Source organism: Acinetobacter sp. LipI_23, from assembly GCF_058243045.1.
On the sequence record NZ_JBZAYJ010000001.1, the window covers coordinates 1,603,713 to 1,617,812 of the forward strand.

The 14,100-nt window shown below is 39.9% G+C and carries 11 protein-coding genes, 3 pseudogenes and 1 other annotated feature; of the genes and pseudogenes, 11 read left to right on the top strand and 3 right to left on the bottom strand.

Annotation, left to right across the window (positions count from 1 at the left end; all coding sequences use genetic code 11):
• Position 1: 1 nt before the first annotated feature.
• Both AC4CVD_RS07875 and AC4CVD_RS07880 read left to right on the top strand, forming a co-directional pair.
• Positions 2–148 (top strand): annotated as a pseudogene (locus tag AC4CVD_RS07875) (zinc ribbon domain-containing protein); the annotation flags it as partial.
• A 282-nt stretch (positions 149–430) separates the two neighbouring features.
• Positions 431–1,489 (top strand): asparaginase, encoded by a 1,059-nt coding sequence (locus AC4CVD_RS07880; RefSeq protein WP_201951447.1) that lies wholly within the window; start codon positions 431–433, stop codon positions 1,487–1,489.
• A 117-nt stretch (positions 1,490–1,606) separates the two neighbouring features.
• On the opposite strand, the gene AC4CVD_RS07885 is transcribed toward AC4CVD_RS07880, so the two are convergent.
• Entirely contained in the window at positions 1,607–2,305 is a 699-nt protein-coding gene (locus AC4CVD_RS07885) for a DUF1826 domain-containing protein (protein ID WP_490752774.1), read from the bottom strand.
• A 247-nt stretch (positions 2,306–2,552) separates the two neighbouring features.
• Between AC4CVD_RS07885 and AC4CVD_RS07890 the strand changes: the two genes are divergently transcribed.
• Together AC4CVD_RS07890 and AC4CVD_RS07895 are read left to right on the top strand one after the other, a co-directional pair.
• Positions 2,553–3,884, top strand: a complete 1,332-nt coding sequence (locus AC4CVD_RS07890) for a type II toxin-antitoxin system HipA family toxin (RefSeq protein ID WP_125280062.1) — start codon at positions 2,553–2,555, stop codon at positions 3,882–3,884.
• The gene (locus tag AC4CVD_RS07895) at positions 3,881–4,192 is read left to right on the top strand and encodes a helix-turn-helix domain-containing protein (RefSeq protein ID WP_201951452.1); all 312 of its coding nucleotides are present in this window, start codon (positions 3,881–3,883) and stop codon (positions 4,190–4,192) included. The genes AC4CVD_RS07890 and AC4CVD_RS07895 overlap by 4 nt, the downstream gene beginning before the upstream one ends.
• A 200-nt stretch (positions 4,193–4,392) precedes the next feature.
• On the opposite strand, the gene AC4CVD_RS07900 is transcribed toward AC4CVD_RS07895, so the two are convergent.
• Together AC4CVD_RS07900 and lipA are read right to left on the bottom strand one after the other, a co-directional pair.
• Positions 4,393–5,484, bottom strand: a complete 1,092-nt coding sequence (locus AC4CVD_RS07900; protein WP_490752776.1) for a transcriptional regulator — start codon at positions 5,482–5,484, stop codon at positions 4,393–4,395.
• 233 nt (positions 5,485–5,717) lie between these two features.
• The gene (gene lipA / locus AC4CVD_RS07905; protein WP_004979608.1) at positions 5,718–6,692 is read right to left on the bottom strand and encodes a lipoyl synthase; all 975 of its coding nucleotides are present in this window, start codon (positions 6,690–6,692) and stop codon (positions 5,718–5,720) included.
• Positions 6,693–7,033: 341 nt separating this feature from the next.
• On the opposite strand from lipA, the gene AC4CVD_RS07910 reads away from it, so the two are divergent.
• The 7 genes and pseudogenes from AC4CVD_RS07910 to AC4CVD_RS07940 all read left to right on the top strand — a co-directional run bounded on the left by AC4CVD_RS07910 (position 7,034) and on the right by AC4CVD_RS07940 (position 14,089).
• Positions 7,034–7,996, top strand: a complete 963-nt coding sequence (locus tag AC4CVD_RS07910; RefSeq protein ID WP_201951455.1) for a thiamine pyrophosphate-dependent dehydrogenase E1 component subunit alpha — start codon at positions 7,034–7,036, stop codon at positions 7,994–7,996.
• Positions 7,997–8,011: 15 nt separating this feature from the next.
• A pseudogene (locus AC4CVD_RS07915) lies at positions 8,012–8,929 on the top strand (alpha-ketoacid dehydrogenase subunit beta); the annotation flags it as partial.
• A 51-nt stretch (positions 8,930–8,980) separates the two neighbouring features.
• Positions 8,981–10,200, top strand: a protein-coding gene (locus AC4CVD_RS07920; protein WP_490752047.1) for an IS3 family transposase whose coding sequence is annotated in 2 segments (ribosomal slippage) — positions 8,981–9,257 and positions 9,257–10,200 — 1,221 coding nt in all. Because the reading frame shifts where the segments join, the coding sequence is not laid out codon by codon here.
• Positions 9,256–9,372 (top strand) — a sequence feature (AL1L pseudoknot). It overlaps the preceding gene by 117 nt.
• Before the next feature lie 11 nt (positions 10,201–10,211).
• A pseudogene (locus AC4CVD_RS07925) lies at positions 10,212–10,343 on the top strand (alpha-ketoacid dehydrogenase subunit beta); the annotation flags it as partial.
• Between the two features lies 1 nt (position 10,344).
• Positions 10,345–11,880, top strand: coding sequence for a dihydrolipoamide acetyltransferase family protein (locus AC4CVD_RS07930; RefSeq protein WP_490752779.1), 1,536 nt, complete (start codon positions 10,345–10,347; stop codon positions 11,878–11,880).
• An 11-nt stretch (positions 11,881–11,891) separates the two neighbouring features.
• Entirely contained in the window at positions 11,892–13,292 is a 1,401-nt protein-coding gene (gene lpdA, locus AC4CVD_RS07935; protein ID WP_078389305.1) for a dihydrolipoyl dehydrogenase, read from the top strand.
• Positions 13,293–13,303: 11 nt separating this feature from the next.
• Entirely contained in the window at positions 13,304–14,089 is a 786-nt protein-coding gene (locus tag AC4CVD_RS07940; protein ID WP_075166716.1) for an acetoin reductase, read from the top strand.
• Positions 14,090–14,100 lie beyond the last annotated feature (11 nt).

Sequence of the window (14,100 nt, forward strand, 5' to 3'; positions counted from 1 at the left end):
AAATAAAGGCATACAGGCAAACTTTAACTGTGTTGAGTGTGGCTTTAGCGAGAATGCGGATATAAACGCTTCTCGCAACATTTTAGCGGTAGGATGTACCGTTTTGTCTGTGGGAGGAAGATACATTAAAGGTCGACCTATGAAGTAGAAAACAAGCGAAATCCGTGAGGAAGTCACCTAAGAGCCTTTGCTTTTAGAATACCCCCACTTGAGCTAGTCGAAAGTGGGCGGAAATATCACCCATTCATAGTGATTGGATGATTGCATAGGTCAGATCATTCATGTTGTAGCTGCTTATTTGTATTTAAGATAAGAAATGTGATGGCCCAAAAATACAATTTCTACACCTATACAATCCGATCTTTTTCAAGTAATTTTATAATATGGTATGAAAAATGCTAAGAATAAAATGACTCAAAAAGGATGACCTATGAAAAAAACGATTTCAGCTTTGACACTCAGTTTAAGCCTATTACTCCCATGTGTAGCATTTGCCAAAAATAATGTTGTTGTTGTCGCTACTGGTGGAACGATTGCAGGTGCTGGTGCAAGCTCTACCAATAGTGCAACTTATACTGCGGCAAAAGTTCCTGTAGATGCATTACTAAATGCGGTTCCCCAGATGCAAAACATTGCCAATGTAACTGGTGTGCAGGCAATGCAAGTTGCATCAGAAAGTATTACGGATAAAGAATTATTATCTCTTGCACGTCAAGTCAATGACTTGCTTAAAAAGCCTGATGTGAACGGTGTCGTGATTACACATGGAACAGACACCTTAGAAGAAACAGCTTTCTTTTTAAATTTAGTGATTCATTCAGACAAGCCGATTGTATTGGTCGGGTCAATGCGTCCAAGTACTGCACTTTCTGCTGATGGCCCGTTGAACCTTTATAGCGCGGTTGCACTTGCGGCCGACGATAGTGCAAAAGGTAAAGGAACTTTTGTACTCATGAATGACGACATTTTTGCAGCACGAGATGTTTCAAAAACAATTAATATCCATACCAATGCATTTATGAGCCAATGGGGTGCGCTTGGAACCTTAGTTGAAGGAAAACCATATTGGTTCAGAAACACGGCGAAACGTCATAATAAGAGCTCCGAATTTAATATTGAAAATATTAAAGGTGATAGTTTACCGCTGGTACAAATTGTTTATGGTTCAGGCAATATGTTGCCAGATGCATACACGGCTTATGCTAAAGCAGGGGCAAAGGCTATTATTCATGCAGGTACAGGGAATGGCTCGGTAGCCAATTATATTGTCCCAACTTTAACTGACTTACAAAAACAAGGTGTGCAAATTATTCGTTCATCTCGCGTACCTCAAGGTTTTGTTCTTAGAAATGCAGAACAACCAGATGACAAATATGGTTGGGTCGTCGCACATGATCTTAACCCGCAAAAAGCTAAATTACTGGCTGCACTTGCTTTAACAAAAACAAAAGATGCCAAGGAAATCCAACGCATTTTTTGGGATTACTAAACCCAATAATGGTGAAATCGCATAGTAACGCTTTTCAGCTAAGCACCTTAAAATTTAAGGTGCTTTTTTACCGTCTATAAATAGATTAAATTCATCGACTCTGTATCGAATAAATGTTTAACAAATCAACAGTAATCTATATTCGCCATCCTTTTCAACGGGTGCTCTATGTACACAAGGCAAGACTTTTTGCATAGGATGATCTACCGCCAAACGACAAAGATGGCCTAAGCCTAAATTCACAGGTTTTGCATTCAGTTTAGGCTGATAATGCAGATCAAAAAAATATTCTTCTAGAAAGGTTTCAAATTCAGCTTCAGGGCCATCATGTAATTTTTTAAGTTTTTCTCTGATCTCGGGAATTAGAATCTTTTGCTCCACCTGATCATTGGGTACGATATCACTTGCAGCGCCGTGATAAGTGCAGAGGAAAGTATCTGTTTCAATCGGTGAGCGATCAACATGAAACGAATATACACCTGTGGAAATAAAGTCTAGCTCGTCATCTCGCTCATAACATTTTAGTAAATTAAGAGCAGGAGATGCACCGAAATCAGTTAAGAGCTGTATATCTTTTAAAATGATTTCCCTTGCTAAATTTCCTTTTTCTGAAAGTTGTAATGCTAAAAGATCTTCAATCGAAACTTCTGTAATATTTTCTTTTAATTCGAGTTTAGCCACAATTTCTTTAAAATCCCCAACCAAATTTCTATGCCAGCAAAGTGCATTCATTTCTCCTTGAAATTTGGAATTTACAAGTTCAGAAAAAGAAGAAACTACTTCAATTTGATTGTTGTCAGAAAATGTATTCGTCATGAGAAAATTAGATAATAAACAGTGCTTAATCATAGCATCTAGCTTTAGGTGTATTGCATTTAAAAGTAGCTCGGTAATTGCTTACAGATTTGGACGAGCTCTATATTTGTAGTATGGAAAGAAGTTTTAGCTATTGATTGAGCAAATATTTGCTCATTTAATTTAAATTATTATGTGAATGCGCAAATATATTCTCATTTTTTTAGTTTTATGGTATTTTTGAGAAAATATTTGCTCATTAATATTTATGGAAAAATTAACGATTCAAGCTCTTCTCGATACAGAATGGCTAGATATAGCAGACCTTAAAATATTAGAACCACACAAAGGTTCTGCAAGTGCGTGTGAGTTAGCCTACGAATTAGAATATGCCATTTCTTATCTAGATAAGAGAGATGAACATGCATGTAGTTTAGCGCTTCCTGTTCAAATTCTTATTCAACATGAATCGAAAGTCTGGTTTAGTTTTTTAGATGATATTGTTCCATCTGGGGCTGCTCGACGTTATTTGGTTCAATATCTAGGTCTGCAAAAACTCTCATCAGCAGAACAAGATTTCACTTTATTGGCAAAAGGTACAATTGCTCCTGTAGGGAATCTAAGAGTTAAGGAATCAGTTCCACCAATCAATTCAGAATCAACATTGCACTTACGCAAGTTCACTACTGGTGATGTTACAGAACGAAGTGTTGATTTTCTCGAATACGCACAACAAATGGGTGCAATTAGTGGTGGTGCAACTGGAGCAGGAGGTGAGGCTCCAAAACTACTGATTCGCGTCTCAAAGGATCAGCAAGTTTGGATTGATACCTATCAAAATTCTTTTGATGAACCGGATCAGCACTATCTAGTTAAATTCCCTCGAAATAAGCGTAGTGCAATAGATTGCGACATATTGAGAGCAGAATATCATTTTTATCATGTCCTGAATGAACTTGGATTTACAACAATTGAAACTTCTCAGATGAAACTGATTGAAGGTCAGAAATACCCTTCGTTATGGTTGCCGAGATTTGACACAGAGTGGCGTAATCAACAATGGCATCGACTCGGGCTTGAGTCAGTTTATTCCGTATTGAATAAAACATCAGGGAGCCATTTGAATCATTTTGAAGTCATAGACGCGCTTTGTTCCTTATTAAAATCGGTGGACAAAAACTTTGATTCTTCGCAGTTCGTTTGTGAGTGGTTACAAAGGGATCTACTGAATATCATTTTTGGTAATTCAGATAATCACGGTCGTAATACGTCATTCCTAAAAAAATCAGGACGAATATTTCTTGCTCCAATTTATGATTTTGCCCCGATGAAAGCCGATCCAGAAGTTGTGACAAGATCAACAACATGGGGAAGCCCGTATGAAGAAGGAGGGGAATACCGCTGGGAAGGTATTACACAAAATCTTGCACACTGGTGTGAACCACATATCTCTTTAAGTACATTGAAAACATTGGCGAGCAAACTTATTGGTCTCAAGCAGCAATTAATCAATAAAGGTGTTCCCCAAACGATTATAGAGATGCCTGGTCTAGGATATGACTTTATTGAAGCCAAATTGAGTCGATGGGAGCTATTATGAAACAGGAAAATCAGCCACTTGACCGTCAACAATTGCTTATTGGTTTATATACCCAATATTTATTCGGTAAAATTACCTTGGGGCAACTGCTGAGCCACTTGCGTAAAAATGTATTGGGGCTATCTCAAGAAAAATATGCAGCAATGGTTGGAATCAGTCGGCGTACTTTAACCGACATTGAACAGGACAAAGGTCAACTGACTCAGGTCGTATTAGATAAGGTGTTTAAACCACTTGGCTTAAAAGCCGGCCTCGTACCGACACATGAACATATCGTTCACAAGGTTATTCAGCCATTTAGTGATTGAAAACTTAATATTGAAGCTATTTTGACCATCTACGCAGGACACTATGGAAAAAATGGTCAGGCTATAGGCTTTGTTGCATAAATATTTTGCAAGGTACTGATTTTTAAGGGGTTTACCAAATTTTAATAGAAAATAAATATAATAAAATCATAGTTTTAGGTATTTGTGCAACAAAGCCGAGTTGAAGCAACAGATCAAATCTAAATCAGATTTGAAAAATAATTACGGTGGATACTGTCCTGTGGTAATAACTCTAATAAACGCTGTACCGCATCAATTCGGTCATGTATTTGCCCAATAATTCTTAATAATTGATCGATATCCTTTATTTGATAGATCAACTGGCTCAAACGGGCATCAAAACAATGTCTCCAAGTGCTGAGTAAAGGGCTTTCTGATTTAGAGAGAAAGCTACCTTTGTATAGCGAGAATGTACTGGAAATAAGATTTGCATTTAATGATTGTTCAGCACGTAAAAAATCACATTGGACTTCACAGCTAAGCCTATAAATGCGAGCCTCAATGCAATGCGGAAGCAGGCTACGAAGTTGTGAAAGCTCAGCTTTGAGTGTTTTTATACTAACATTACGTTCACCATAAAGGGCATAGTGTAATTCGTCTAAACCAATGCCATGGGGGTGCAAAGCTAAAATGCAAAGTATTTCAATTTGACGGTGACTCAAGTTCAAGGTATGCCCATTAAATTGAACCCAAGGCGAGCCTAGCGCCTTAATGTATAAAAAATTCTGCTGTTCAAACTTTATGGCTCGTTGTATTAAATCCGCACAGCGTTCAACTGCAAGCAGCCCCAAAGGAGTATGTTTTTTATATTTTGTGGAAAGGTTAATAATGCCATGAAATTGCCCTGATGTCGGATCCCAGATCGGCGCGGCATAACAAACCCAATCTCGAACACTGTCCATTTGGTTTTCATGAGAATAGACACAACTTGATATTTGGCTGTTTAAAGTCATACCTATCGCATTGGTCCCAACAGCCTGTGTAGACCAATGCCCACCCTCAATAAAATGAACCTGTTCGGCAGAAGAAAGCATTACAGAACTACTCCATGTCCATAAGAGAGTACCTTGATGATCTGTGAGACCAATCGCCATGTCTGAATCATCAGCTATTTTGAGTAAGTCGGCATAATTATGTTGGATAGAGCGGCGAAATAAAGAAGTTTTATCTTCTTGTGGCAAAGCCAAAACAGGGGCTGCATGCACAGTAGTTTGATTAATTAAATGGGTTGTTTGCAGATTTTTTGCAGATGCGGTATTGAACAGGTTCATATCATATTCCTTTATGATCAGACTGTAATATTTTTAAATTTTAGAAATGAGTTTCCAAATTTATAGTCATTTACGTCATTTCTTCTTGCTTCAATTTTAAATGCTTTTATCTTTGCTTGGTTAAATCATATCTTTTGGCTTTACCAGTCCTTGAGTTACTTTAAAAGTGTTCTTATGAGCTGAAAATGGCTATTTCCATCTGAAATGTTAATAAACGTAAATAGGATGAAAATTCATTCGCTCATGTAAGGGCTAGGCACAGCTTCACCATGATACTGACGGTCTGCAAAATAACTTGATCGTACTAATGGCGCACTCCAAATATTTTTAAACGCTAAGCGCTCTCCATGTGTTTGATAATGCTTAAACTCTTGCAACGTAACAAAACGATGAATTGGCGCATGAGATTTAGATGGCTGTAAGTATTGACCGATTGTGACATAGTCCACTTGATAATCTTTCAAATCATTTAATAACACAATAACCTCAGCCTCGACTTCTCCTAAACCTACCATCAAACCACATTTCGTTGGAATTTCAGAACAGTAGTGTTTAAATTTTTTGAGTAAATCCAATGAGTGCTTATAGTCAGCGCCTGGTCGCATGGCTTTATACAGACGTGGAACGGTTTCAATATTATGATTAAAAACATCGGGTGGGTTTTGGCTCAGAATCTTCAGGGCAATATCTGCACGACCACGAAAATCAGGAACCAAAATTTCTATCAGAGTTTCTGGACTGGTTTGACGAATTTCTCGAATGCAATCTGCAAAATGCTGTGCACCACCATCTTTTAAGTCGTCTCGATCAACAGAAGTAATCACGACATACTTTAAGTTTAGATTCTTGACTGTTTCAGCCAGATGCTTTGGCTCATTAGGATCTAGGATATTAGGACGACCATGTGCGACATCACAGAATGGACAGCGGCGAGTACAAATATCTCCCATGATCATAAACGTTGCAGTCCCTCCGCTAAAGCATTGTGGCAAATTAGGGCAGGCCGCTTCTTCACAAACCGTATGTAGTTTCTGTTGTCGTAATAAATCCTTAATGATTTGAACTTCCTCAGGTTGACTAATTTTAGTCCGAATCCATTCTGGCTTTTTCGGTGTCGTTTCTGTTGGAACAACTTTAATTGGAATACGCGCCATTTTTTCAGCGCCACGTAGCTTTTTTCCAGTTAATACTGTGTTATTTAAATCCATTACAAACACTCCATCATTTAAAATAATTAATATAGATCCCGATATTAAATAAGCTCTTTTAGGTGCTTTAACAATATTAAAACAGTGCAAAAAACTTATCATATAAAATAAAGGTTGGTTAAAGGTTTGTTTTCATATGTGATTGAACTATTGTAAAATTTTAAAAAATTTTTAAGTTCATAACCTTCTGTTTTTAATATTTTTACCATCTCTTAATGCATTATATTTTTTTAGTCTAATATGAAATTAAATAAAAATATATTTATATAAATATACGGTTTAAAAATCCAACCATTAATTTTTGGATTTTCTTTTAAGCGTAGTTAATAAGGAACAAAGATATGCAATTAACGGAAGAGCAATTGCTAGCAGCATACAAAAGAATGCGCGACATTCGTGAATTTGAGGATCGACTTCACGATGAAAATAATACAGGTGATATTCCCGGTTTCATCCATTTATATAGCGGTGAGGAAGCTATTGCCGTAGGGATCTGTGAAAATTTAACAGACAAGGACTTCATTACATCAACGCATCGTGGTCATGGACATTGTATTGCTAAGGGCTGTGACATTCACGCCATGATGTTAGAAATTTTTGGCAAAGATGATGGTTTGTGTCGTGGTAAAGGCGGCTCAATGCACATTGCGGACTTAGATAAAGGCATGCTCGGTGCAAACGGTATTGTGGGTGGTGGTCCACCTTTGGCTATTGGGGCAGCTTTAAGTGCTAAAACACTGAAAAATGGTGGGATTGGTCTATCATTTACCGGTGATGGCGGGTCAAATCAGGGCTTAACTTTTGAAGCCATTAATATGGCTGTCGTGTTAAAGCTCCCTGTCATTTTTGTTTTTGAAAATAACGGTTTTGGTGAAGGTACTGCACATGACTATGCCGTAGGCAGTAAAGACATTGCAGGTCGAGCGGCAGGTTTTGGCTTACCTGCTGAAAAAGTAGATGGAACAGACTTTTTTGCTGTGTATGAAGTTGCACAAAAAGCCATTGAACGTGCCCGCTGTGGTGAAGGTCCGAGTGTGATTGAAACGGTAACCAACCGTTTTTATGGACATTTTGAAGGTGATCCGGGGCTTATCCGTTCTAAAGAGGAACTGGATTATGTCAAAGAACATAAAGACCCATTGAAAATATTCCGTGAAAAAGTCAAAGGCAAAATTGACGAAGCCAAACTGGATGCGATTGATGCCCAATCTAAAGCCAATGTAGATGATGCCGTTGCAAAAGCACGCGCAGCTAAGTACCCAGAAGTCTCTCAGTTACTTACTGATGTTTACGTCTCTTACTAAAGGAATAGTAGAAAAATGCCAAATAAAAGTTATCGAAACGCGATTAAAGAAGCAATTGAATTAGAAATGCGCCGAGACCCAAGTGTCATTGTGGTTGGTGAAGATGTTCGTGGTGGGCATGGTGGTAAAAATACGGATGACAATAAACTGGAAGGTTTTGGCGGTGTACTTGGTGTAACCAAAGGTTTATGGACTGAATTTGGTTCTGAACGAGTCATTGATACTCCAATTACAGAATCAGCGATTATTGGTATGGCGGCAGGTGCTGCTGCAACGGGTTTAAGACCTGTGGCAGATTTAATGTTTATGGATTTTTACGGCGTGTGTTATGACATGCTGTATAACCAAGCAGCTAAATTTCGCTACATGTTTGGCGGCAAAGCCAAAGCGCCACTCGTTGTACGTGGCATGATTGGTGCAGGTTTTTCCGCAGCAGCGCAGCATTCTCAGTCGCCATATAACGTGTTTGCCTCAGTGCCTGGTTTAAAAGTGGTGGTGCCTTCAAGTGCCTATGATGTAAAAGGGTTGTTGATTCAAGCCATTCGAGATGACGACCCAGTAGTCTTTTGTGAACACAAGTTGTTGTACGACATTAAGGGCGAAGTGCCAGATGAGTCCTACACTATTCCTTTTGGTATCGCAAATTACACCCGTGAAGGCACAGATATCACCATTATTGCCTTAAGTTTGATGGTGCATCGTGCCAATGAAGTCGCTGATAAGCTCGCAAAAGAAGGCATTTCGGTTGAAGTGGTTGACCCTAGAACCATTTCACCATTAGATGAAGATGGCATTTTAGAGTCAGTAGCTTCAACAGGTCGTGTGGTGATTGTAGATGAATCAGCAGCACGTTGTGGTTTTGGACATGATGTGGCTGCGCTTATCGCCCAGAAAGGCTTTCATTATCTTAAAGCACCAATCGAATTAGTCACTCTGAACCGTACCGGGTTTGTCGGAGAGTCAATATTCTGAGAGACTATCCCGATGACAAAATTAAAATATACCCCTGAAATCAGAGAAAGAGCGGTTCAATTACTAATTGAATCTGAAAAAGATTATCCTTCTACTTGGGCAGCAATCACAGCTATTGCTCCTAAAATCGGTTGTACTCCTGAAACACTACGTGTTTGGTATCAAAAATATTTAGATAAACAAAATCCAGTTAAAGTACAGCAGCTTTCAGACCAAGAACGTATCAAACAACTCGAACGCGAAAATAAAGAACTGCAACGCGCCAATGAGATTCTACGTAAAGCAGCCGCTTTTTTCGCCCAGGCGGAGCTCGACCGCCCACACAAATAATGGTGGATTTTATCCATAACAATAAAGATCGATATGGTGTTGATGCGATTTGTAGGATTTTACCGATCGCAGCTTCAACCTATTACCGAACTTTAGATCTCGCTGACAATCCAGAACATCGAGCGAAACGTGCTCTGCATGATTTACATCATGCAGAGCAAATCAAACGTATTTGGAAAGAAAGTTTAGGTCGATATGGTGTACGTAAAGTTTGGCAAAAATTAAAACGTGAGGGTTATGTTATTGCACGTTGTACAGTTGCTCGATTAATGAAAAAGCTAGGTATACAAGGTGTTTGGCGAGGTAAGAATAAACAAACCACCCGTAGCCGAGATGACCAAAAACGGGCAGATGATTTAGTGAAACGTAATTTTAATGCTGATCATCCAAACCAACTATGGGTGGGTGACTTTACGTATATTCAAACTCATTCAGGCTGGGTATATACCGCATTTGTTATTGATGTGTTCTCACGAGCAATTGTTGGATGGAAAGTATCTACACGGATGAATACAGATATGGTGCTCGATGCATTGGAGCAAGCATTGCACGATCGAGGTATGCCTAAGAATGTGATTCATCATTCAGATAGAGGTGTTCAATATCTTTCTATTCGCTATACCAATCGTTTAGAAGCTGCAAATTTACGAGCATCAGTCGGTACAACTGGTGATTCATACGATAATGCTCTGGCTGAAACGGTGAATGGCTTATACAAAACAGAGGTGATTGAATATTTAAAAGCAGATTGGCAAGGTTTAGCAGATGTACAACTTGCGACACTAAACTGGGTAGATTGGTTCAATAAAAAGCGTGTACACAGTGCACTGGGTTATGTATCGCCTTTTGAGTTTGAAGCAATGTACTATGATAAGATTAACCCGTTAGGTCAGGTGGCCTAACTTAAATAAAAAAGTCTCCGACAAACCTGGTACGGTTCACTCCACCACACTCACCCGTACCATTTTCACCAGTACTAGAAAAAGAATGGCTACCTAGTGTAGATCGCATCGAACAGGCTGTACGCAAGACGTTGGAGGCTTAGGATGAGCGAAATTAAAACTTTAGAAATCCCAAAATGGGGTTTGTCCATGGAAGAGGGTACGATTGCCCAATGGCTGATTCAGGAAGGTACCCAATTTAGTAAAGGACAGGAAATTTGTGAAATTGAAACCACAAAAATCGTCAATGTATTGGAGGCACCTTTTGATGGCCTGCTACGAAAAATTATTGCTAACGATGGTGACACACTGGTCGTAGGTGGAATCATTGCAATTTGTGCAGACGCTCAAGTTTCCGATGCAGAAGTTGAAGCATTTGCACAGTCTTTAGGTGGAACACCTGCTGTAACTGAAAATAAAGCGGTAGCAGCGGTTCCTGAAAAAGTCGATGTGGCTCAAGTTGAAACCAAAGTACAAGCTGCTCCTAAACAGAATAGTGTTGGTAATGGATCAAAAGCGGTGACTCAAGGCGGATATTCTATTCCTGATGAATTACAAGGCTACCAACAAAGCGATGATATTTTTGCAACGCCACATGCCTTGAAATTGGCTGAAAAGCATAATGTAAACTTGGCTCAGATTACGGGTTCTGGATGTGAAGGCCGTATCAGTGTTCAAGATATTCAGGCCGCAGTTCAAGCTGCTGGTGGTTCTTGGCCAGATGTACGCCATCAAGCCAGCACGAAAGCCGCGAAATCTAAAGCAGATGACAGTGATGTTCTAGCGACACCTGTTGCCCGCCGTTTGGCAAAACAATGGGGCATTAATTTGCATGATTGTCGTGCATCAGGTTCACGTGGACGAGTCTGTAAGGAAGATGTTGAAGCTGTATATCAACGGGAAAATCCTGTACAAGCTCAACATACTGAGTATGCGCATCCAACAGAGTCAGCAAAATTCACCACCGTAGCTATGAATGGTATGCGTAAAGCAATCGCTGCACGGCTACAAGCGGCAAAACGCAATGCACCACATTTTCGCTTAACGATAGACTTAAATGTTGAGTCGGTTCAGGCTTTGCGTCAGCATATTAACAGTACTGTACCGCAAGTCAAACTGTCCATTAACGATATGCTGATTAAAGCTGCTGCTGCTGCACTGATTAAAGTTCCACAAGTTAATGTTCAGTTTGATGAAGATAATCAGCAGATTTTACAGTTTGAACAGGCTGATATTTCGGTTGCTGTAGCCATCGAAAATGGACTGATCACGCCAATTATTAAAGCAGCGAACCGTAAATCTTTGGCGCAAATTTCCAATGATATGCGTGATCTGGCAACACGTGCCAAAACTGGAAAATTGGCACCTGATGAGTTTCAAGGGGGCAGTTTCAGTATTTCCAATTTGGGCATGCTTGGTATTCAACAGTTTGATGCCATTATTAACCCGCCTCAAGGTGCAATTCTAGCCTTAGGTGCAGCAGAGAAACGTGCTGTCGTTGAAAATGATGAGATTGTTGTTCGTGAAATGGTGACCGCAACATTGTCTTGTGATCATCGTGTCATTGATGGTGCGTTGGGTGCTCAATTCTTATCGGCATTTAAGCAGTTTGTCGAAAATCCTGCATTAATTTTGGTGTAGGAGGAATAGTCATGTCAGATACACAATTTGATCTTGTGGTTATTGGTGCTGGTCCTGGAGGATATGTCGCTGCGATTCGCGCAGCGCAACTGGGATTAAAAACTGCAATCGTTGAGAAACAACACTTAGGCGGAGTATGTCTTAATTGGGGATGCATTCCAACCAAGGCATTATTGAGCGGGGCTGCGCTTGCGCAGCAGTTCAAACATGCAGGGCAGTTTGGCTTTACGCTTAACGCGATTGATTTTGACATTCAAAAACTGGTCCATCATAGCAGACAGGTTTCTGAGCAACTGGTGCAAGGTATCGGTCAATTATTGAAAAAAAATCAAATCACTGTTTTTAACGCAACAGCCCAGTTTATTGCCAAAGAGCAATTAGAGCTTACAGATGCGAATGGTCAAAAACAGCAGATTTCTGCACCGCATATTATTGTCGCAACAGGTGCACGTGCGGCCAATTTGCCTCATATTCCTGTAGATGGCCATCAGGTCTGGAGTTATAAAGAGGCTTTAGTTCCAGAACAATTACCAAAATCTTTACTGGTCATTGGTTCGGGTGCTATAGGCAGTGAGTTTGCAAGCCTATACCAAGACTTAGGCTGCCAAGTCACCTTGGTTGATATTGCAAAGCAGATTCTTCCTAGCGAAGACATTGAAGTTGCGAAGTATGTACAAAAGCAATTTGAACAGCAGGGTATGCAGGTTTTAACTGAAGCGACTGTAAAAAAAATAGAAACTGATCAGGCTCAAGTACATTGTCATATTGAAACTGCCACAGGTGTACAAATCATTACTGTTGAAAAGGTGCTTTCAGCTATTGGCGTGAAACCGAATGCTGAAAATCTTGGCCTAGAAGCTTTGGGAATTGAATTTGAGGATGGTTTTATTAAAGTCGACTCATGGTGTAAAACCAATGTAGTGGGCATTTATGCAATTGGTGATGTCGCAGGCGCACCGTGTTTGGCACACAAAGCCAGTCATGAAGCCATTCTTTGTGTGGAGAAAATTGCAGGCCTAAGTCATGTACATGCTTTAGATCGTACACAAATTCCGGGCTGTATCTTTACCCATCCGCAAGTAGCCAGTATTGGTTTGACAGAACAGAAAGCGAAAGCTGCGGGCTTGAATATCAATGTGGGTAAGTTTCCTTTGCAAGCCAATGGTAAGGCATTGGCTTTGGGCGATAGCGCAGGATTTGTTAAAACCATTTTTAGTCAGGAAACAGGTGAATTGTTGGGTGCTCACATGGTTGGGCATGAAGTCACCGAACACATCCAAGGTTTTGCGATCGCAAAATATCTAGAAGCAACCGATGAAAGCTTAGCACAGGTCATTTTCCCTCATCCTACTTTATCTGAGGCGATGCATGAGTCGGTCTTGTCGGCGATGCAACGTGCAATCCATATTTAAGGAGTCGCAACATGCCTAGAGGTTTAAACAATAAAGTTGCATTAATTACGGGTGCGGCACAAGGTATTGGACGCGGTATTGCCTTACGTTTAGCACAAGAAGGTGTTCATATTGGATTGGTCGATCTTCACCAAGAAAAGTTAAATACTGTTCAACAAGAGGTTGAAGCCTTTGGCGTAAAAGCCACCACATTTATTGCGGATATTTCAGATCCAATACAAATCAGTGACGCTATTAATCATGCAGAATCGACACTTAATGGTTTTGATATCATGATTAATAATGCAGGTATTGCACAAGTCAAAGCTTTGGCAGAAGTAACGCCGAGTGAATTTAACCAAATTATGAACATCAATGTCGGTGGTGTACTTTGGGGGATTCAAGCCGCAGCAAATAAATTTAAACAACGCCAACAGGCTGGAAAAATTATTAATGCATGCTCAATCGCAGGTCATGAAGGTTTTGCTTTACTCGGTGTTTATTCGGCAACTAAATTTGCAGTTCGTGCATTGACGCAAGCTGCGGCTAAAGAATATGCCAGTGCTAAAATTACTGTAAATAGCTATTGTCCGGGTGTTGTTGGGACAGACATGTGGGTCGAAATAGATCAGCGGTTCTCTGAAATTACAGGTGCACCAATTGGTCAAACGTATAAAAAATATGTAGATGGTATTGCTTTAGGACGTGCTGAAACACCAGATGACGTGGCTGCATTAGTTGCATTTTTAGCCAGCGAGGATGCAAACTATATTACAGGTCAGTCTATTTTGACAGATGGTGGAATGGTTTACCGTTAATATCAACATAA